This window comes from Bacteroidales bacterium (assembly GCA_016709865.1).
Lineage (GTDB): Bacteria > Bacteroidota > Bacteroidia > Bacteroidales > VadinHA17 > LD21.
This window is the reverse complement of the sequence record JADJLX010000002.1, coordinates 377,459-399,884: the sequence shown is the minus strand read 5'-3', so window position 1 is coordinate 399,884 and position 22,426 is coordinate 377,459. Positions and strand designations below refer to the sequence as shown.

The 22,426-nt window shown below is 39.1% G+C and carries 16 protein-coding genes; 9 read left to right on the top strand and 7 right to left on the bottom strand.

What is annotated here, in order from left to right; translation table 11 throughout:
- The first annotated feature begins 85 nt into the window (after nt 1-85).
- Entirely contained in the window at nt 86-2,506 is a 2,421-nt protein-coding gene (locus IPJ16_03690) for an ABC transporter permease (protein ID MBK7626288.1), read from the top strand.
- Between the two features lie 9 nt (nt 2,507-2,515).
- Nucleotides 2,516-4,891: an ABC transporter permease gene (locus IPJ16_03685; protein ID MBK7626287.1), complete on the top strand. Its 2,376-nt coding sequence runs from the start codon at nt 2,516-2,518 to the stop codon at nt 4,889-4,891.
- Between the two features lie 71 nt (nt 4,892-4,962).
- Here the strand turns inward: IPJ16_03685 and IPJ16_03680 are convergent, their stop codons facing one another.
- Complete coding sequence (locus IPJ16_03680; protein MBK7626286.1) at nt 4,963-5,274, bottom strand: hypothetical protein; 312 nt, start codon at nt 5,272-5,274, stop codon at nt 4,963-4,965.
- 293 nt (nt 5,275-5,567) lie between these two features.
- Here IPJ16_03680 and IPJ16_03675 point away from each other — a divergent pair, with 293 nt between their 5' ends.
- Nucleotides 5,568-6,935, top strand: coding sequence for a sigma-54-dependent Fis family transcriptional regulator (locus IPJ16_03675; GenBank protein ID MBK7626285.1), 1,368 nt, complete (start codon nt 5,568-5,570; stop codon nt 6,933-6,935).
- Between the two features lies 1 nt (nt 6,936).
- On the opposite strand, the gene IPJ16_03670 is transcribed toward IPJ16_03675, so the two are convergent.
- From IPJ16_03670 to IPJ16_03655, 4 genes are all read right to left on the bottom strand, one after another.
- Nucleotides 6,937-9,306 (bottom strand): ABC transporter permease, encoded by a 2,370-nt coding sequence (locus IPJ16_03670; GenBank protein ID MBK7626284.1) that lies wholly within the window; start codon nt 9,304-9,306, stop codon nt 6,937-6,939.
- A 200-nt stretch (nt 9,307-9,506) separates the two neighbouring features.
- Nucleotides 9,507-10,181 (bottom strand): ABC transporter ATP-binding protein, encoded by a 675-nt coding sequence (locus IPJ16_03665; protein ID MBK7626283.1) that lies wholly within the window; start codon nt 10,179-10,181, stop codon nt 9,507-9,509.
- A gap of 17 nt (nt 10,182-10,198) precedes the next feature.
- Nucleotides 10,199-11,458 (bottom strand): HlyD family efflux transporter periplasmic adaptor subunit, encoded by a 1,260-nt coding sequence (locus IPJ16_03660; protein MBK7626282.1) that lies wholly within the window; start codon nt 11,456-11,458, stop codon nt 10,199-10,201.
- Between the two features lie 74 nt (nt 11,459-11,532).
- The gene (locus IPJ16_03655) at nt 11,533-12,879 is read right to left on the bottom strand and encodes a TolC family protein (protein MBK7626281.1); all 1,347 of its coding nucleotides are present in this window, start codon (nt 12,877-12,879) and stop codon (nt 11,533-11,535) included.
- A 339-nt stretch (nt 12,880-13,218) separates the two neighbouring features.
- On the opposite strand from IPJ16_03655, the gene IPJ16_03650 reads away from it, so the two are divergent.
- Nucleotides 13,219-14,466 (top strand): carbohydrate binding family 9 domain-containing protein, encoded by a 1,248-nt coding sequence (locus IPJ16_03650; GenBank protein MBK7626280.1) that lies wholly within the window; start codon nt 13,219-13,221, stop codon nt 14,464-14,466.
- Entirely contained in the window at nt 14,411-15,457 is a 1,047-nt protein-coding gene (locus tag IPJ16_03645; GenBank protein MBK7626279.1) for a hypothetical protein, read from the top strand. Before IPJ16_03650 ends, IPJ16_03645 begins: the two co-directional genes overlap by 56 nt.
- A 7-nt stretch (nt 15,458-15,464) precedes the next feature.
- On the opposite strand, the gene IPJ16_03640 is transcribed toward IPJ16_03645, so the two are convergent.
- Together IPJ16_03640 and IPJ16_03635 are read right to left on the bottom strand one after the other, a co-directional pair.
- Entirely contained in the window at nt 15,465-16,355 is an 891-nt protein-coding gene (locus IPJ16_03640; protein ID MBK7626278.1) for an MBL fold metallo-hydrolase, read from the bottom strand.
- Nucleotides 16,356-16,382: 27 nt separating this feature from the next.
- Nucleotides 16,383-16,886, bottom strand: a complete 504-nt coding sequence (locus IPJ16_03635) for a nuclear transport factor 2 family protein (protein MBK7626277.1) — start codon at nt 16,884-16,886, stop codon at nt 16,383-16,385.
- A gap of 107 nt (nt 16,887-16,993) precedes the next feature.
- On the opposite strand from IPJ16_03635, the gene IPJ16_03630 reads away from it, so the two are divergent.
- The 4 genes from IPJ16_03630 (at nt 16,994) to IPJ16_03615 (ending at nt 22,415) form a co-directional block, all read left to right on the top strand.
- Nucleotides 16,994-18,046, top strand: coding sequence for a DUF362 domain-containing protein (locus tag IPJ16_03630; GenBank protein MBK7626276.1), 1,053 nt, complete (start codon nt 16,994-16,996; stop codon nt 18,044-18,046).
- Nucleotides 18,047-18,183: 137 nt separating this feature from the next.
- Nucleotides 18,184-18,351, top strand: a complete 168-nt coding sequence (locus tag IPJ16_03625) for a hypothetical protein (protein ID MBK7626275.1) — start codon at nt 18,184-18,186, stop codon at nt 18,349-18,351.
- A gap of 222 nt (nt 18,352-18,573) precedes the next feature.
- On the top strand, nt 18,574-19,479 hold the full coding sequence (locus tag IPJ16_03620) for a hypothetical protein (protein MBK7626274.1): 906 nt from the start codon (nt 18,574-18,576) through the stop codon (nt 19,477-19,479).
- Between the two features lie 50 nt (nt 19,480-19,529).
- Nucleotides 19,530-22,415: a hypothetical protein gene (locus tag IPJ16_03615; GenBank protein ID MBK7626273.1), complete on the top strand. Its 2,886-nt coding sequence runs from the start codon at nt 19,530-19,532 to the stop codon at nt 22,413-22,415.
- Nucleotides 22,416-22,426: the final 11 nt, after the last annotated feature.

Sequence of the window (22,426 nt, the reverse complement as noted above, 5' to 3'; positions counted from 1 at the left end):
ACGTCTATTAACTCAGATCAGGAACTGCAATATATCAGTTTGATCTCTATTAAAACCTATATTAACTTTTAAATTCTTATTAATAATGTTCACAAATCTCCTGATACATAGCGTACGTTCGTTTAAACGTCAGCGTGCATACATAATAATCAATGTATTAGGCCTTTCAATAGGAATAGCCTGTAGTTTATTGATAGCTCTTTATGTTATTAATGAAGCAGGATATGATAAGTATAACGAGAAGAAGGACAGGATCTATAGGACTGTACTTAACGGGAAAATAGGGGGACAGGAGGTAACTGTAGCATTCTCTCCGGCGGTTATGGGACCTACTCTTGTGAAGGAATTCCCTGAAGTTGAAGATTTTCTCAGAATGACAGGAAGAGGTCCTACCGTGATAGAGTATAATAGTCAGACATTTACTGAAGAACACATTATAGAAGCTGATTCTTCATTCTTTAACTTCTTTTCAATTCCTGTTATAAAAGGGGATTTGAAAAACCTTCTGAACGCTCCTCACCGGATAGTGCTTTCTGAGACAACAGCCAAAAGAATTTTCGGTGACGAGAATCCAATTGATAAACCAATAAAAATAGGTACTGACAGTACCCGTTATATTGTCTCAGGTGTAATGGCAGATGTTCCTGAAAACTCGCACTTTGAAGCAAATATTATATCATCTTTTATGACCAATCCGAGGTCAAAAGATCCCATTTGGCTTAGTAACAGCTTCAGTACATATCTGCTCCTGAAGCCAAACTCATCATATCAAACTGTTGATGCTAAATTTCCTGAACTAATGAAGAAATATGTTGGTCCGGAAGTGCAGCAGTACATGGGAATTTCTCTTGAAGACTTTTCAGCACAGGGGAATAAATACAGGTTTTATCTTCAGAATCTTACTGATATACACCTAGATACAACAATTCAGCAGGAGTTCAAAGCTGCTACCGATCCCAAGTATCTTAAAATATTCGGTGGAATTGCTATACTCATTGTCCTGATTGCTGCAATAAATTTCATGAACCTATCAACCGCACAGTCTTCAAGAAGGGCCAAGGAAGTAGGAATCAAAAAAGTCGGTGGTTCAACCAGAGGAATGCTTATAGTTCAATTTCTATCAGAATCCTTTATTCTCTCATTTTTAGCATTGATTTTTGCTGTCTTAATAATAAAGGTTACACTCCCTTATTTTAATAATCTGCTTGGAGCAAATCTCAGTCTGAAGCTTATATCAAACTGGTATACAATACCTGCCCTCCTGCTGTTTTCATTGTTTGTCGGCCTGCTGGCAGGTAGTTATCCTTCAATGTTTCTCTCATCATTTAATCCATATGAGGTCCTGAAGGGCAGTGTTAAAAACAGTGTGCGTAACGGGAGACTCAGAAGGGTTCTGGTTGTTTTTCAGTTTGCAGTTTCGATTCTGCTTATTATCGGAACAATGATTATGTACCGGCAGATCAGCTATATGTTAAATAAAGATGTTGGATTCAATAAAGAGCAGCTTATTGTGATAAACAGGGCCCAGGCACTTGGAACCAAGGTGAAGGCTTTTAAGGACGCGGTTAAGGAGATCCCCGGTGTGGTAAATATTTCAAGTTCAACAGCTGTTCCGGGCAGAAACAATAATAATAACGGCTACACAATAGAAGGCAGGAAAGATGAGACTTTTCTTCTGATGACAAGCTGGGTTGATTATAATTATCTTGAAACATATGGCATGACGCTCGCTTCAGGGAGATCATTCAATGAATCCTTTTCGACTGATAAGCAGGCTTGTCTGATTAATGAGAGTGCCCAAAAAGATTTTGCAATCACCAATCTGGAAAATACCAGGTTTGTAACACCAGGTGATTCAGGAAAGATGACTTATATACAGGTTATTGGTGTTGTCAAAAACTTCAATTTTGAATCACTCAGAAACCCTATCGGACCATACATTATGCGATTCCAGAATGATGGCATGTTATGGGGATATATCACTGTAAGGCTTACAGCTCAGAATTATTCAAGTACAATTAGTGCTATTGAAAATAAATGGAAGGAGTTTATTCCGAATAATCCATTACAGTATTACTTTGTTGATGAGGATTTTGAGCAGATGTATATCCAGGAGAAACAGAATGCCCAGATGGCGGTAATATTCTCCGGGCTGGCCATTTTTATTGCTGCTCTTGGTCTTTTTGGCCTTACCTCCTTCACAGTTGAACAGCGCACTAAGGAAATTGGAGTCAGAAAGGCTATGGGATCTTCAGTTGCTGGTATTTATGCGGTGATCTCAAGAGAAGTTATTATACTTGTTACAATATCCTCATTAATTGCATGGCCTGTTGTTTATTACTGGGCAGGTAAATGGCTCGAGAACTTTTATTACAGAATAAATCTTGGATTATTTACATTTGTTGCAGGATTAACTATTGCACTTGGTATTGCTATTATGACAATAAGTTACAGGATACTGCGTGCTGCAAGGGTTAATCCCGCCCAATCACTTAAATATGAATAGAATAACCGTATGTTAAAAAGCTATCTGCTCGTTACTTTCAGAAATCTGGTTAAGAACAGAGTATTCACATTAATAAATATAATAGGTCTCGGAATTGCACTTGCAGTTTGCATTGTGGCATTCTTTAATCATATGTTCAATTATGAGTTTGACCGAACTCATGAAAATTTCGATAGCATTTACAGGGTAACCTGCTTCAGGGATATGCAGGGAAGAGAGCAGGAGTATGGAATTATTCCGGCAACACTGGGGCTTGAAGCTAAAAAAGACATTCCGGGAATTACCAGATCTGCACGATTGGCCAGATCTGGTTCTCCGGTTAAAGAAGGTCTCGACATTTTTCCCTCTCAGATCTCATACGTAGATCCTGAATTTCTTGATATTTTTACCTTTCCAGTTGTTCTTGGAGACAAGAAATCAATTGAAAATCAGGGAAATGTCCTGGTTAGCAGCAAAATGGCGGCCATTCTTTTTGGTAGTGAGTTTCCTATAGGTAAATCAATTTCTGTTGTTGATGGTAAAAACAGGGAACATACCTTTACTGTTGGAGCAGTTTTTGCCGATCTGCCTGAAAATTCAAGTTTCCGAATAGATATTCTTACACATTTCGATAATTTTCTATCAATGTGGGATGTAAAAGACAATGACTGGAAATTCTGGATGGCCTGTTTCTTTATCCAGGTTAACGACAAATCTCTGCTGCCATCCATCAACCAGGCTCTGAAACAGTATCTTCCAGTACAGAATAAAGCCAGGGAGGATTTCAAAGTAAACAGGTATTCTCTTGTTCCTCTTGATGATGTAGGTGAAAGCTCAAGGAATATCTGGTCATCAGGTCTCTTTCCTTCACTTCATCCTGCTGCTCTTGTTGCACCGCCGATAATGGCACTCTTTATTCTTCTGATAGCGTGTTTTAATTTTGCAAACACTTCGATATCAACTTTCAGCAAGAGACTTAAGGAGATTGGTCTGAGAAAAACCTTTGGTGGTCAGAGGAGGCAGCTTGTAACACAGTTTATGCTCGAGACTTTCATTATATGTATACTGGCTCTGTTCGTTGGTTTACTCGTAGCAGAGTTTCTTGTTCCTGCATATAGCAGTCTCTGGGCATACATGTCAATAGAGATGACCCTGACCAAATACACATTTTTCTATGTTTTTCTCCTGCTGCTTCTTTTGGTAACCGGATTTGTAGCAGGCGTCTACCCTGCAATTTATGTCAGTTCATTCAGTCCGGTCTATGTTCTCAAAGGAGCATCACCATTCAGGGGATCAGGAAAATTGTCGTCGGTTCTTCTTGCTCTTCAGTTTTCAATTTCAGTAATGGCAATTGTACTCGGAATTGTATTTGCAAAGAATGCCGGATTTCAGAAAACACTTGACCTCGGATACGATCGCGATAAAACAATCATAGTACCAGTTCCCCAGGAATATTTCAGTTCTTTCAGAAACGAGATTATCTCAAATCCAAAAGTAATTTCTGCTGAAGGAACATCACATCATATTGGATATGGCAGTTACCGGCGACCTGTTAAGGATGCTGATAAGCGGCTGGAAGTGGATGTTATGGATATCGGACACAGTTATGCCCAGACGATGGGACTAAGGCTTGTTGACGGACGATTTTTTGATGAACTGAGAGAAGCAGCAGACATAAATAATGGTTCAATCATTGTAAACCAAAAACTTGTAAATGATTTTGATTGGAGAGATCCTGTCGGACACACAATTACTCTGTACGATACAATCAAACTTACTGTTATTGGAGTAGTTGAAGACTTTTATATCAATGGCGTATGGCAGGCGGTGGAACCGGCAATGCTGAGAATAATTACATCAGAACGATTTGGTCTTATTGCTGTAAGGGCGAATCCCGAAGATCTGGCTGCAGTACTTGAAGATATTAGTTTGAAGTGGAAAAACCTAAAGACAAATTCTGTATTTGGAGGGAGATTGCAGGAAGACCTGATGCAGGAGGAGAAAGATATAAACGGAAGTATAATGAAAGTGAATATCTTCCTGGCTGTTGTAGCTACTCTTCTGTCTCTAATAGGTATGTATAACCTTGTTTCCCTTGATATTATTAAACGTACAAAGGAGATGGGAATCAGGAAAATTCAGGGAGCTCCGGTTCCTGTTATAATGTATCTTGTAAGCAGAAAGTTCATTATTGTCCTGGTAATTGCCTCCATTGCTGGATCTGTTGGCGGATATTATTTGTCAATTATGCTCATGGACAGTATATGGGATTATTTTGTTGACATAAGCATGGGAATGATCCTGGCTGCTGTGTCAGTAATGTTTGTGGCAACAAGTATTACTGTAATATTTAAAATTATCAGGGCTGCCATGAAGAATCCCGTTGTTTCGCTCAGATATGAATAAAAAGAATATCTGCCGGCCGGGCAGATATCCTGAGTATAATTATCGGGTGGTATATAGTGATTGTATGTGCTCTAGTACATGCTGTTGATCAATTGTCCGATTTCGTCTCTCTTCTTAAGCGGGAAACTGTGTGTTTTGCCGTCTCTTGTAACAACATTAAGCCCTTTGGTACCAAATAACAGACCAGTGCTGAAATAGATTACCTCCTTAATATTGTCGAACAGTATTTCAAGATTGAATTTCTCGGTCTCTTCATTCAATGTCTTGAAGTAAATTCTCTGATTCGTTACTATCAGCTTTCCTTCTACTTTATTACTGCCAACCACCTGGTTAGTATCTCCTGCTTTCAGGACTACTTCGTTGGCATTTAATTTTACTGTCATGGCGTTTCTTATTTTCTGTTTCTGTATTAAAGACGATTTGCCAAATAAAATGTTGCATACTTATCAGGATTTTTTTTACCACGGAGTTGCACGGAGTAATCACGGAGTAACGCGGTTAGGCATTTTTTATGCGTAATGCATTAATGATTATGTATTTAACTCCGTGTTCCCTCCGTGTGACTCCGTGGTTACTTTTTTTGGTTTTAATCAAACTAATGTTATAATTCTGAAATAAATGTCTATTTATTTGACACATTTTGTAAATTGCATCGTCTTTTCAGAAAACCTGGATTATGATTAAAGGAACACTTCTCATTGTTGATGATAATAAGGATATTCTGAATTCCCTTTCAGTTATAATGAAGAATGAGTTTGAGAATGTCCTTACCCTGAACAATCCAAACAGAATAATCGAAATACTTGGAAAACATGATGTGGATGTTGTAATGCTTGACATGAATTTTAAGTCGGGGATACACAACGGAAATGAAGGACTTTTCTGGATGAGGGAAATATTCGGTTTTGATCCCGACATCAGTGTGATAATTGTTACAGCATCAGGCGACATTGAACTTGCAGTAAAAGCAATAAAGGAGGGAGCAGTTGATTTTATTCTTAAGCCATGGGAGGACAAAAAGCTTCTGGCTACAGTAAATGTTGCATGGCAGCTGAGGCTCTCACGACTTGAAGCATCATCGCTGAAAAAGGACAATCAGCAACTTAAAAAAGAGATCAATATGGGAGGAGAGAAGATAGTACTCGGTGCTTCTCCGACCATGATTAACGTAATGAATATTGTAAAAAAAGTTGCCGGAACTGATGTCAATGTGCTGATAACAGGTGAGAATGGGACAGGAAAGGAACTGGTTGCACGTGAGATTCATAACCTGTCGAAAAGGGCAGGAGAGCTGATGGTAAGTGTCGACATGGGTTCTATTACTGAGTCGCTTTTCGAAAGTGAATTGTTCGGGCATGTAAAAGGAGCATTTACTGATGCCAGGGACGACCGGAAAGGCCGTTTTGAGCAGGCACACCGGGGAACTCTGTTTCTTGACGAAATAGGAAACCTTTCACTTCAGTCTCAATCAAAACTCCTTAGCGTACTTCAAAACAGATATGTTGTGAGAGTTGGTTCGAATAAACAGATACCCGTCGATATCAGGTTAATCTGCGCAACCAACTGCGACCTGATGCAAATGGTACAGGAAGGCAGGTTCCGCGAGGATCTTCTTTACAGGATAAATACTATTTTGATTGAGGTCCCGCCCCTGCGCGACAGGGTTGATGATATTCCAATTCTTGCAAACTATTTTCTCAGGGTTCATAGTGAGAGATATGGAAAGACTGGTATGAAAATGGCTACTCATACAATGGAGAAACTGGCTAACTATGAGTGGCCGGGAAATGTCAGAGAGCTTCAGCACACTGTTGAGAAAGCTGTTATAATGAGCGATTCTCTTATTCTGAAACCATCAGATTTTTCATTCAGTGCATCTTCAAAGAGTATCCTTCACAGGGAGATGACCCTCGATGAGATGGAAAATAAACTCATAGCCGATACAATCAGACGATATGGAAATAATATAAGTGTCGTTGCCGGGAAACTTGGTATTACCCGGCAGACACTTTATAATAAGATGAAGAAATACAATATAGAATAACCTATTCGGTTTTCAGCGATGTGGCAGGATTCATAACCGCTGCCTGATATGCTTTGTAACTTATTGTAATAAATGTTATTGCAATTGTAAGTAGTGATGCCAGTATAATCAGAGGCACTCCGATATTGGTTCTGTAAACATAATTCTGAAGCCAGTCGCTCATCAGATACCAGGCAATAGGTATAGCTATAACGATTCCGGCGGTTACAAGAATAAGGAAGTCTTTTGCAATGAGCCTGAGTATTATACTCTCGTTGGCTCCGAATACCTTCCTGATTCCAATCTCTTTTGTTCTCTGTTCAACCATATACGATGCCAGACCAAAAAGTCCAAGGCAAGCTATTAGTATTGCAAGAATTGTGAAGATTGTGAAGATAAGTCCGCGTTTTTCATCAGCCTCAAACTGTCTGTTAAACCTCTCGGAGAGATATGTGTAGGTAAAAGGCTGGTCAGGAAAGATCTCCTTCCATTTTGATTCAATAAAACTCAGAGTAGCCTCGTTATTTTTCCCGCTGAGTTTTATATAAACCTGATTATTTCTTGCACGATATACCATTAGGAGTGATTCTATTTCATTATACATACCGGTCTGATGGTAATCTTTCATAACTCCTATAACCCTGGCTCTTAGAGTATTGGCGTCACCCAGTTCGACTTTTTTGCCTATAGGGTCACTCCAGTTCATACGTTTTGCAAATGTCTCATTTACAACGGCTCCAGTAAGAGTGTCCGACGGCATGTCCTCCTGGAAGTCCCTTCCTTCTGCCATTTTTATTCCAAGTGCATCAATAAAATCGTGATCAACTACTACAAAATTGACCCCTTTCTGAGTCATTCCCTGATCTGTCTCAACATTAAATATTACTTTCCCAGAACCCTCGCCCACAGCTGAGTTTGTTGAGGTAACATATTTAATTTCAGGAAAATCGGTTAGTACCTGTTTAAGAACAGGATATTTCCTGACCATCTGTCCGTTTAGTGTTAAATTAATAACATCCTTCTGATCAAAGCCCTGATCCTTTGTTTTAAGGAAATTCAACTGCCTGAAGACAACAAGTGTGCATATTATCATTATTACTGATATGGCAAATTGAAATACAACCAGGATCTTTCTGAAAAGACTTCCGGCTGATCCCTGTGTAATTTCTCCTTTCAGTACGGTAACAGGACTAAATCTCGACAGGAAAAAGGCAGGATAACTTCCTCCTAATAAGCCAACTACCAGAATAACTCCAACAAGAGTTAAAAGTACTACCGGGCTGTAAATAATATGGAGGTCGAAAGATTTTCCGGCAAGTGTATTGAATTTTGGTAATAGAGCAATAAGTATTACAATGCTCAGGATCAGCGAAATAATTGTAAAAACTGTTGATTCGGATAGAAATTGTGCAATAAGCGGCCCCCTGCGCGATCCGACTACTTTTCTCAGACCCACTTCACGAGCTCTCCGGGCTGACCTTGCAGTGGCAAGGTTCATGTAATTCATGCCTGCAATAAGGACCAGGAAAAGTGCAACCAAAGCGAAAATATAGACATAGGTAATACTTCCTGTTGGTTCAGGTTCTCCGGCATTTGTTGAATAGAGATGAATCTTTGTAATTGGTTCCAGGATGTATTCAATCTTAATTTTCATTACCTCGAAGATAGTCTTCATATAGGCATCGTACATTCCCTGCATTTTTGTTTCAAACGCTTCAACATCAAAGTCTTCAGGGAACAGCAGATAGGTGAATATTCCGAAATTACCCCAGGTTCCAAGCTGTTTTGGCAGGTTGTTTCTCGAAGCTATAGCATCGAACCTGAAGTGGGAGTTGGTTGGAACATCTTCTATTACACCAGTTACTTCATAAACATTGGTACCTGATGTAAGCGTTTTCCCGATCGGATCAGCAGCTCCGAAATATTTTGTTGCAATTTTTTCTGTAAGTATTATCTTTTTCGGCTGAAGTAGTGCGGTTTTAACCTCACCTTTTAAAACTTTGTATGTGAAAATATCGAATAATGTAGAGTCAACATAAAAGAAGTTCTCCTCATTGAATTCCTTGTCCTCATATTTATATAATGAACGACCCATTGGTATAAACCTTACAAATGACTGGACTTCAGGATAATCCTGCACAACCTGTGGTCCGAATGGTATCTGAGCGACATTCCATGTAAACTGGTCATCCGGCTCTGTAATCTTCGACGATACACGATAGATCCTGTCGGCCTTTTCATGGTACCTGTCATAGCTCACTTCATCCGATACATATATAATGAGAAATAATGCACTTGAGATCCCAAGGGTAAGTCCAAGTATATTGAGAATACTGTATCCCGGGTGCTTCAGGATATGCCTGAATGCGGTTTTGATAAGATTTTTAAACATGGCAATGGTTTGTGGTTAGTTAGTCACCATTAAAATTATAACTAAATATCCAATGGAAAGAATAGAAAATAAACATTAACACTAGTTTAACATAGTCAAACTTTGTGTAGATATTATGCAGGGATGTGTCACGGCACATCCCTGCAAAATATTGTTAGTTTCGTCGGGCTGTGTCGCGACACAGCCTTTCATAGCCTTTTTTATTTGATTTTTTCTGTTACGACCTGACCGTCGAACAGATTTACAATTCTGTGAGCATAACCGGCATCCCTGTCTGAGTGGGTAACCATTATGATCGTAGTTCCTTCTTTGTTTAATTCAGTAAGCAGGTTAATAACTTCGATACCATTCTTTGAGTCGAGGTTACCTGTTGGTTCGTCGGCCAGGATCAGTTTTGGATTTGCAACAACTGCTCTTGCAATTGCCACCCTCTGCTGCTGACCTCCTGAGAGCTGCTGTGGAAAGTGTTTTGCACGGTGACCTATTTTCATACGTTCGAGTACATCTTCAACCCTCTTTTTGCGCTCACTTGTCTTCATTTTCAGATAGATAAGTGGTAGTTCAACATTCTCAAAAACATTGAGCTCATCAATAAGGTTAAAACTCTGAAATACGAAACCGATATTTCCCTTACGGAAAATTGTTCTGTCGCGCTCTTTCAGATTAGCAACTTCAGTTCCGTTGAATATATAACTGCCTGAAGTGGGATTGTCAAGCAAACCAAGGATGTTGAGCAGAGTTGACTTTCCGCATCCTGAAGGGCCCATTACTGCAACATATTCTCCCTCTTTTACATGGAGGGTAACTTTATTGAGTGCAGTGGTCTCAACTTCTTCTGTTCTGAAGATTTTTGTTAAATCATTAGTTTTAATCATGACCTTAGTTATTAAAATTAATTAGTTTTTTTAAGAATTAGTTTTTCATTTTTTCCGAAGGTTTCATAGCCGGATACAATAACCTTTTCGCCCGGATTCAAACCCTGGAGAACTTCATAATATTTCGGGTTCTTCCTGCCGATTGAGATATTTCGCTTAACTGCAAACTCTTCTGATGGATCCAGTACGAATATCCATTGTCCGCCTGTCTCCTGAAAGAATCCGCCGATTGGAACCATTACTGATACTTTTGGCTGCCCCAGCTGTAGACTTGTGTAATATGTCTGACCTGTCCTTATATTATCAGGCATTGAGTCTCTGAATATCATGTCAATTTCGAAAGTTCCTCCCCTTACCTCAGGATAAACCCTTTTCACCTCAAGGTTAAACATTGTTCCCTGTCTGTCTAGTGTGGCGGAAAGTTGTGTCCTGACCCTGTCGATATAATGTTCATCAATCTGTGCAACAACTTTATACGATGTTAAAACATTTATCTGTCCCATATTCGCACCTCTCTGAATCGACTGACCTATTTCAGGAGTCAGAAGACCAAGCTGTCCATCGACCGGAGCCCTGACATTCAGGTTTTCGGCTCTCTGCCTTACAAGCTGAAGGTTTCTGCGCATATTCTCGAGATTATTCACCATCGAGTTAATGTTAATAGAGTAGAAGAGTGAATCCTGACGCTGACGTTCAAGGAACAGCTCTTTTGACTGACGGGCCATATCAACATCTTCCTTCGAGCGAATGAATTCTTCTTTTGAAATAAGATTATCTTTCATTAGAATGACATTCTGCTGGTAGTTTCGTTCTTTCCTCTCTATTTCATACTTAAGGTTCACCAGTTCTCTTTTAATCTGCAGACGCTGCTGCTCCATGTTGATCTGGGTATTTCTCAGAAAGTTCTCTTTTTCAGCAAGCTGCGCTTCGCTGTCAAGAATATTCAGGTGAAGGTCGGGATTGGAAAGTTTCAGTATTATATCACCCTTCTTAACCATTGAGCCTTCTTCCACAACTTTCTCTTCAACCCGTCCGCCTTCCTGGGCATCGAGATAGATTATTGTTATTGGCTCAACAGTTCCAGGAACTGTGATATAGTCGTTAAACTGGTCCTCAACTACCGTTTCAATGATAAGTTTATCTTTTTCAACTTTATATGTCGAGGTGCGGTCAGCAAAAAATGCCATATAAATAAGTACTATCATCGCTGCGGCAATAGCAATATATCCTATGTGTTTTTTCTGTAAGCCTTTCTTCTTTTCAATTGGTCGGTCCATTTTTTATTTATTTTATGTGTTAGATTTTATCTGTTTTTTGTTCCTTCCCCCCTGGGGGAAGGCTAGGAAGGGGGTTAATTCTTTAAAATATTCTCATATTCTCCTGTAGAATAAAACTCAATTGTAATGCTTCTTATCAGTAGTTGAAGTTTTGTTCTGAGTGCTTCTGTCTCAGCAGAAAACAGAGTGGTCTTTGCTGCAGAGTAATCTGTTACATCAACCAGACCTGCTTCAAACTTTTTCTCTACTGCACTGAAAGATTTTTTATTGTATTCAAAGTTTGCATTCGCTGCTGAAAATTCTTCTTTGCCGCGATTATAATTAAGGCATGCATTTTCAATTTCAGTATACAGGCTGTTCTTCTCAAGTTCTAGTCTGAGTTCTTTATCCTTCTGATTAATCTTTGCCATTTTAATATTTCTGGCATTTGCATAGTTATTGAAGATCGGAATATTGAGAGAAGCATATACCCCCTGACCGAAGTTGTTATCGAGCTGAGTTGAAAATGATGCTGCTGAAGTGTCCCCGATTGCCGTGTAGTAGCCTGTATATAGCGAGCCTCCGGCTGTCAGACTTGGAGCAAGTCTTCCTTTCGCTGCCGCAACCTGTTTCTTCGAGGCTTTCAGTTCATATTCAATTGCCTTCAGACGCGGAAGAGACTGAGATGCAATATTATATATACTATCTGTGTTGTAGTTTATATCAGCAATAAGCATAAGATTTAAATCTGGCATCAGGATATCAAATGCGGTTCCCGGTTCCAGTTGAAGCATATGCTTAAGTGTTGTCAGTGCCTGACTGGCAGAGTTCAGAGCAACTGTATATGATAATCTGTCTGCTGAAACCCTGCTCTCAAGTTCATACTCTTTGGAAACTGCTTCTTTTCCTGTTTCAACCATTTTCTTTACCCTGTACAGCTGTTTTTCTGATATCTCAAGCTGCATCTTTGAGGCATTTTCGAGTCCTTTTGTATATAGAACCATGTAGTACTGCCCCATAATGTCAACAATGAGTGTATTGCGGGCAATTTTTTCGGTTTCAAGTCCGGCTTTATACATAAACTTATTGGCTGAAATAGTATTCATTACAGCAAACCCGTTAAAGAGTGTCAGGTTTGAACCTATATCATAACCGTTCCTGAAGTTCTGACTAAAAGTATAGAGGTTTGTCCCCGGGTCTACTGACCGGCCAAACTGTACACTGGCGTCAGATCCTAAATTAAGAGATGGAAGTACATCCATCCTGGATTTTGTAAGATTTACTTCCGAAATATCAGTCTGCAGTTTTTGCCTCTGCAGCCCTATATTGTTAGTAACAGCATAGTTGATGCAATCTTCAAGCGTCCACTTTTTCTCCTGTGCTGAAGTATTCTGAAAAAAACTGAAAATTATCAACGTAAATATCAAACTGAATTTTCCCATCACTTTTCTGAATTTCTATTTCCTTATTCGTATTTCCTAATTCGTTATTCATTTAAACCAAAATACATGCCATTTTATCAAGTGTCTTAATATCAGTGTAATAACTTTCAGGAAGTAAGTAGATATGTCTAATTATTAGACAGTACAGTGAATGAAATTATTACATCCTGATATAGATTTACCGCCAAACCATTATTAGAGTGATTCATATATTCTTAGCATAAATGGAAAACCATCTGTCAAATGAAAGGTGCAGTTGGTTAAATCGATCTGGTTTAAGTAATCTGTTTTCCAGAGATTTGGGTTTCAAGGAATGAGAAAAGGCTAATTATTAATAATATGCGACACATAATTTTCTTTTTACTGTTACTGACGGGTACCGGTTTTTTGCATCAGGTTTCAGGTTCTGATCCTGAAAAAGCAAAATCTGAAATTAATGCTGTGCGGATAGAGACTCCTCTGAACTTGTCAGGTAAGCTCGATGATCCTGCATGGCTCAAAGCATTCTCTGTTGAGTTGAACTATGAGGCAATGCCTGGTGAAAACACCCCTGCCAGGCTTAGAACTGTGGCAATGGTTCTTTATGATCAGGATAACATTTATATTGGATTCCGGTGTTATGACAGTATCCCCGGCAATATCAGAGCTCACCTTACCGACCGCGATAAAATATTCAGCGATGATTATGTAATTGTTACAATAGACACTTACAATGATTATCAGAGGGGATTTGAATTTGCTGTAAATCCTTATGGTATACAGGGCGATCTGCTTTTAATGGGAATGGGCAGTGAGGATCCCTCTTATGACATGGTGTGGCAATCGGCTGCTGAAAGAAATGGTGATGGATGGACAGCCGAGATGGCCATCCCTCTCAAATCAATCAGCTTCTCTCCAAATGAAACACAGAACTGGACTATCTCCCTGCTGAGATGCGTACCACGGAATAACAGGTATCTTCTGACATGGACACCTATTGACAGAAATAACCCCAGTTATCTTGCCCAGGGAGGAATACTCACTGGCCTGGAGGGTATAAAACCCGGATTCTCATTGGATCTTATGCCATACACTATGATCCAGCAATCAGGTACAAAAAGCAACCCTGCCGAACCTTCCTCTCCAATGGATAGAGGATCATTGAAGGCAAGATTTGGTGGCGGTATCCAATATTCTCCCGGACCAAATATCTCTCTCAATGCAGTAATCAATCCTGACTTCAGCCAGATAGAATCTGACGCAGATCAGGTAAGTGTAAATACCACATTTGCACTATATTATCCTGAGAAGCGACCTTTCTTTATGTCGGGGATGGATCTTTTACAAACTCCGATGTACTATTCCAGAACTATAAACAATCCTACATTCGCAACAAAAGTAAACGGTAAAGCCGGTAAGCTGTCATATATTGCATTGGGTGCATACGACCGGAATTCCGGAATAACTGTGCCGGGAGAGGAGCAGAGCAATACTGTTGAATCTGAGTCTGGATCTTATGTAGGTGTTGGTAGAGCCAGATATGATCTTGGCAATGAGAACTTTGTCGGGGCACTATGGCTCTCCCGAAAATTTCGAAAACGCACATAACTATGTTGGTGGTCTTGACTGGAATTTCAAGTTCTGGAAAAACTGGTACTGGCAGGGCGAATTATTTCTGTCAGATACTAAGGAGATTAATGATACTCTACTTTTTAAATCTGATCGGTCATTTGGTTCAACAGGACACAACGCCGGATTCAATGGCGAGAAATACCTCGGAACGGGCATGCATCTTGCTCTGAGGAGAGAAGGAAGAAACTATTCCTTCTCACTTGTGCAGAATAATTTTTCTCCTACTTATCAGACCTATAACGGAATGTTCCCTGAGGTTAATGGAAGAACAACATATATGCAGCACAGTTATACAATTCACCCAAATAAGAAAATCATAAAAAGTGCCAGCATTTTTGAATATACTTCACTAATGTACAATTATGATGGTTTATTTAAAGAGTTTGTAATTCAGCCCGGTTTCTCCCTAACCACAATAGGTCAGACACGATTGAATGCCAGTTATATGGTACTGAACAGAGAACGATTCAGGGGTGTATTCTTCACAGGTATAAAAAGATCCACATTTAATCTGAGATCAGCACCTTTAAAAGGATTAGTACTTGCTGTGAATGGTCAGGCAGGAAGATTTATATACAGAACCACCTCTCCGGAACTGGGTAAAGGTTATAACATTACAGCCTCTCTGGAACTGGAGCCGACTTCGCGGCTGAAAACATCTTTCAGCTGGACAACTGCAAGACTAAATGATATTGAGCAGAATATTGAGTTCTATAAAGGTCATATTTTACGAAATATTACGACGTTTCAATTCACTAAGAAGCTTTTCCTGAGGGAGATAACTCAGTATAACACATTCAGTGAAACATTCAGTATATATCCGCTGGTAAGTTATAAATTCAATGCTTTTACAATGTTTTGTGCGGGAATGACTCAGGATATGCTGAATTATGATCAGGAGGACTATACGTTTAAAACATCAGGATATCAGTACTTTGTGAAGCTGCAGTACCTTTTCAGCAAATAGATCTTCGTTATCTGTTTCTTTTTACATAATTAACAAATGATAACAGATCTTCTTTTGATAATAGATCACCATGTCCGGATATTATAATGTCAATCTCACTCCATCTTCTCTCAATCCAATCCACTGCACCCATCCAATCCTGAGCAAATTGTACATTTTCACCCGGGATACTCGCCCTGCCATACTTGGAGAACAAGTCCCCGGTCATTAATATTTTTTTGCCCGGAATATGAATAATGATATCACTTTCAGAATGTGCCTTTCCGAAATAAACTAAACTGAGTATTTCATCTCCCAGGTCAAGATCCAGAGAATCGCTGAAGGTCAGATTTGGTTCGGTAACAATACTATTCCTTAACAGGTCATTATAAGCAGACTGATATCTTTCTCTCTGACAAAGAACATTATTCCAGTCAGTTGTTCCCGGTACAAGATTATTCAGCTCCCGGTCATAATCATTTACAATCTTTAATAATGACGATTTTAATTTCTCCGGATCTTTATTTTGCTTCTGCATTTCAAACTGACAGTTTTTATGTCCGACGATTATCGTTCCGGCAAATACACTGTTTCCACTCGTGTGGTCGGGATGTGCATGTGTGTTTATCAGATATGCAAAATCATTTCTTTGAAATTCTTTCTCTATAATATTCCGGTATTTTTCTGTAAGTCCGGTTGAAATACCTGCATCGAAAACAACAATTCCCTTTTGAGTTGAAATGGCAGTAACCGCATCATACCCCATTTGTATCAGAAGAGTTTTATCATTAATCTTTTTTGTTTTGATAAATTGATCAGCCTGAAATCCTGAATTATTATTCTGAGCTGCAAGTGGTTTACCTGCAGCAATGGAGAGAGTAATAATTAAAGCTGATAATATGATATTTCTGATATTCATTTAGCAGTTCATTTATTAAACAAAATCTTACTCCTTAGCAAATGAGAAATGCATCTGGACCATGATCCATTTGTCTTTACGCTTCTCAAGAACTCCTGTCCAACGGGTATTCATCCAGGATGCGGGTTTTCCTTTCCATTCATTGATATCATCGAGGATACAGTAGAACCATGCTACTTCACCTTTTTCAGAAAGATTAATGGTGAGGTCACGTATTTCATATTTAATTGCTTTAAACTCAGGATTTCCCCAAAAAGTTTCATTCTTCTTAAATTCATTAAATCCTCTTATTACACCTGCACCGGGATCAACTTCAATATAGTCTGAGTCGTTGGCTATAACACTATACAGCAGCCTGAAATCTTTATTCTTCGCCCATCCGATCGAATTATGAATTGCAGCAGTTACTGTCTTGATTTCAGTTTCCTTATTAAAAGTCTTACCATTTTCTGAATTATTGCACGACAGACTCATAATAAATATAATGGTAATAAAACAAGCTGTTTGCAGAGCATAATATTTAGTCTTCATATGTGTCATTTTTATAAAATATGTAAAAGTTAATAATTATATTTAAATCATGAATTACTTATTTTACATTTGGTGAAATTGAGTTTGTAAATTACATCTTTCTGATTATGACAACTTTTAGCCGTCGCAACTTTCTTAAAACTTCCCTTTATGGAGGAGTAGCTGTAGCAACAATTAATCCTTTCGATACTATTGGATCTCTAGTTAATCAGCAGCAAATGTCATCGCGTGTTGCCCTTACAACAGGAGATAACAGGGCTGATCTTGTATTCAGAGCCCTTCAGCCTTTTTCAAAGGAAATCAAAGCTGCAATCGGAAAGAAAAGGGTTGTTCTTAAGCCTAATAATGTTTCAATCGAGATCCCCCTATGTGCAACGCATGTTGATACTCTTGAAGGAGTGCTTGAGTTTCTGAAGTCAATAGGAAAAGTGAATAATGTGATTATTGCAGAATCGGCAGCTAACGGACCTACCCTGGATGGTTTCAGCAACTACGGCTACATGAAACTTTTATCAAAATACCCGGTAAAACTTGTTGATCTTGATCAGGAAGCAATTGATATCCTTCATGTTTTTGATGAGAAGGATTTCAGGCCACATCCGGTGAGGGTCTCACATGTACTTCTCGATCCTGATTCATATATTGTTTCTGTAGCCAGAATGAAAACACACGACAGAGCAGTTGCTACATTGTCGCTTAAAAACATTGTCTTTGGTGCACCTGTTAAAGACATTGGCTTTACCTGGAACTCTTCCCGGAAGCCCGGTTCGGTTAATGATAAGCCTATTGTGCATGGAAGCGGATTCCGCGGCATAAACTATAACCTTTACGCCATGTCTAAACATCTGCATCCTCATCTTGCCATTATTGACGGCTTTGAGGGGATGGAAGGTAACGGACCTAATAGTGGTACACCTGTTGATCACAGGGTATGCGTGGTCAGTACTGACTGGCTGGCAGCCGACAGGGTAGGAATAGAACTCATGGGAATCGATTATACCAAGGTTGGCTGGCTGAATTTTTGTGCACAGACAGGACCTGGAATTGCTGATCTGAGTAAGATCGAAATAATCGGAGAACCTTTACAGAAACATATACGGACCTATAAACTTTCCAAAAACATTGATGCCCAGCTTGTCTGGATGAAACCGGTATCCTAAGCCTGTTTAGTTGAGCATGTATCATAAGTATATCTGGTTCAAAACATTTTGAAAAGTAAATATGTATTTGTTCCGGAAGTTTATTAACTTTGGTTAGCTATTGTACTTTGGAGTATAAATTTTAGGCTCTTCCGGACATGAAAAAGGACTATTTTATTCTGGAATTAATCAAAAGCGGACCTTTCCTGTTGCTGTTGATACTTGCCCTTCTGATCACTTTGGGAATAGTAATCTCAAATCATAAAAGCAACACTGTCAAAATGAAGGAGGATGTTCTCTATATAGCTCCTGAACCTAAAAATTAAGAAAAGCATTATAAGACTTGTTATATAAGTCATTACCCCTGTAAAGGTTCAAATCCGGCAATGCGGTTTTGTAGTTTAATAGAACTTGCTGATGGCTGAAATAAACGAAAATCTGATAATGAAGGTATTTGCCGAAATGGTGAAAAATAAACCTTCCTTTCAAAGTATCTGCCTGACAAAGATGATGATGAAGAGATTGATTACCGGATAGTTGGTGATCTGGTGATCAAGAATTTTCCATGGCCTGTAGGTGTTGAGCTGCGGAGACTCTTCTCGGGTTCTATGAGGCAACCCGGAAAGCTAAGACTTGATCAGATCTTCAAGACTATTGAAAGATCGATGCAGTTTGTAAGCTTTGTAATGGTATGCCAGGTATGGTATGATATTATTAGTAAAAAAGTCTCACTTTCCGATTCGGTAAAAAAAGAATTTGCCTCAAGATTTGCTGTTCTTACAATGGGAAATTTCTGCTGGCTGATCAGGACTCTCGCATCGAATTATACTGAACAAAACCTGAAATGGTTTCTAACAGAAATGAATGATCAGTTTGATAAGAAGTTTTTTGCAGCTCTCGATTTCTGGGTACCGGAAAGGAACGAAATTGGGCATTATCAGATTAACCTTGATGAACGTGAAATTGAAAAAAGATGCGTAGAATATGAGGAAAAGCTGACAATGATCCTTGAGCGTATTGCATTTTTTGCAAACTACAGGCTTGTTTCTGTCAGGGATATTAAAGTAATTAAACCACGTATCCATGAAGCTAAGTTCCATCATGTTATTGACCTGCTTAACAGTTCAGATTCTGATTTCAAGGGACAGGAAATCGATGAGGTTAAATTCTCCGACAGTCATTCCGTATTGCTCATGAAATCAATTAAATCATTCGATGACTATCTGAGTCTGTCTCCTCTTGTAATTGACACAAATGCGGAAACAAGTGATGCAAAAGAGAAATTTAACCTGAGGAAAGACATCTTTATGTACACAAAATACCGTGACGGGCACCTTATGTATGTTGGAACGGAGGTTACAGAAAAGTGCGATCTGAGATCATTAAGCAATTATGGAATATTGCTTGAGGAGTATCGTGAATTAATGTTGGCAATTGGCGGCATAGAGGTTTGAGTATTCACCCATCGCCCATCGCCTATAATACATATTACATTTTAAATGCAATGCTTAACTCCCCTTTCAAATTCCTCGACAGCTACACCCGCGAAGACCGTGAGATCTTCTTCGGTCGTGATCAGGAGATAACTGATCTTTACAGAAGTGTTTTTGAGAGCAAAATTCTTCTTGTTTATGGTGTTTCGGGAACAGGGAAATCATCACTTATAAATTGCGGGCTGGCTTCACGATTCGATGACAGCGACTGGCTTCCGGTTAATGTAAGACGCGGAAACAATATCGTCGATAGCCTGAGTGAAGCCTTTAATAAACAGGCAATAAGACCATTCAAAAAAAGCATGTCTGTTGCTGAAAAGCTACAGTCAATATACCTCGACCATTTTAAACCGGTCTATCTCATCTTCGACCAGTTTGAAGAGCTTTTCATCTTTGGCAGCCATGAGGAGAGATCTGGCTTCATAAAGATTGTTAAGGAAATAACTGAATCGGATATACATTGCAGGATTATCTTTATCATAAGGGAAGAGTTCCTTGCCTCGATGACAGAGTTCGAAGCAGAACTTCCGGATATCTTCACCAACCGTTTCAGGGTCGAGAAAATGAAACGTGCAAATGCAATAAGTGCTATTGAAGGTCCGTGCAAGGTTCATAACATTGAAACAGAAGAAGGATTCTCCGAAGACCTGATCGATAAGCTTTGTCCTGCAGGCAATGAGATTGAGCTAACCTTCCTTCAGATCTACCTGGATCGTATCTTCCGTTTAAGTGTAAATGCTGAACAAGCACCCAGTACCCAGCACCCTGCACCTAGCACCGGGCATCCAGTACCCGGCACCCTCAGATTCTCCAAAGACCTTCTTTCAAAAGCAGGCAGTGTCTCCGACCTGCTTGGCCAGTTTCTTGAAGAGCAGATAGGGGAAATGGATGATCCTGATACTGCAACATCTGTATTGAAATCATTTGTCTCAATAAAAGGAACCAAGAGACCGATGGACGAGTCAGAAATATTGTCCACTATTGGAACTTTTGGAATGATTATAAGTGAACCAGTCCTTTTAAAATATCTGACTAAATTCGTTGATCTCCGCATTTTAAGAGAGAGAGATGATGCCGGCCATTTCGAGCTAAGGCATGACGCTCTGGCTGCTAAGATCTACGAGACATTTACTCTGATAGATAAAGAGCTTTTAGAAGTCAGGCTCTTCATTGAGAATGCATACCAGGCTTTTAACAGCAGGAAAACATATCTTACTCAGGACGACCTGGATTATATTTCGACCTACGAGAAGAGGCTTTTTTTGTCACCTTCTTTAGCACAGTTTATAAATGATAGCAAGGAAAAATTAAAGTCACAGCAGAGAGCATTAAAGCGTCTGACTAGCATAGTTGCAGTGATGTTTCTCATTATTGTGGCAGCAGGTATTCGCTACTATCTTAATAAAAAAAGCAGTGCCGACACCAGGGAACTGACAACAATTGCCCTTCTACAGGAAAAAGTAGATCCACTGACCAGTATTAATACTGCTTTCAAGATTTTGAGTGAAGATTCATTATCAACAGTAAGCCAGGGCATTATACTGCAAAGTTTCAATAAGTTACTGCAGGAAGAGTTGGATAAAGGCAATAAGTCCATCCCAATAGAACTACTTCCCCGAAGGATTCCTGTAGCTGGTTCCATATCGTCAATGAGGACTAATAAGACTGGGTCCCGGCTTTTTGGCTGGACGGATAAAAATGAAGTATTTACATGTCCTGTCAATGATTCAATAATACATTCCTTCATAGTTGAAAATGAGATTATACGTGTGGAAATGTCAGATAATGGCAGGTACTTTGCTGTTATTTGCAAGAATAGCCGTGGAGATGTTTTTACCCGGGATGGTAAAAAGATGTTCTCCTTCGAAACCACTGTTAATCATCTTATGAATAACAGGTTAGTAAAGTTTTTTACTAATGATAAGTATTTCTTAGCTGCTGTTAAAGAAAACAGTGCATTAATCTACGATTCTACTGGTACAATTTTGTTTGAACTAACCGGGCATACAGGAAGGATTAATTCCCTAGATATATCTCCGGATAACCGGTTTGTGGCTACTGCTTCTTGTGATAAGTCAGTATTAATATGGAATTTTAACCATAGAACAGGCCTGTTCAGTCCTTATGATACACTAAAAAGATATAAACCCAAAACATTATCTTATGCAGATTCTATCATTGGACCAAATGATACTATCTGGTCTTGTGAATTCAACAGTACAGGTAAATATATATTGACTGCCTCAGCTGATAGTATGATATATATCTGGGATTTAGATGGTGTACTTTTAAATGAATGGTTCGTATTTGGAATGAATTCTATTCATGGAGCACATTCCTTCTGGCCGCTGTGGAATCAGAGATCAACGGCATATGATGCAAGAATCAGCAAATCAGATATACAGAACAGTTATCTCGAGAGTTATCATAAAAAAGTGTATGATGCAACTTTTGCAGCAAAAGAGAAGGCCATTATAGCATCAAATTACAGCTATGATAATCATTTGGATGATAACAGGGCAGGGGTATTCCGTACGCTAGTGCAATATTTTGACGGATTTTCCTGGAATTTTACAGATAATACTTATTCCACAAATCAATATATATTAAAAGCACAGAGTCAGCTTGTTACTGAACCCTTAGTGCCAATTGAGTATCTGGAAATTAGTCCTGACCGACAACTTTTTGCTGCGGTTTCTTATAATAGCAAAACTATTCAGATTATTGCACAGGATGGATATCAGATGGCAAGTATCCCTGGTTCGTTTGCAGTATTTTCTAAAGACGGATTATATCTGTTATATGTTAACAACAATGCAATCAGATGTTTGCCTGTAAATCTTAAGGAAATCTACAATTTAGTTTTTGATAAGAAAGTTTTTTGGAAATGTGGATAAGGGACAGATAT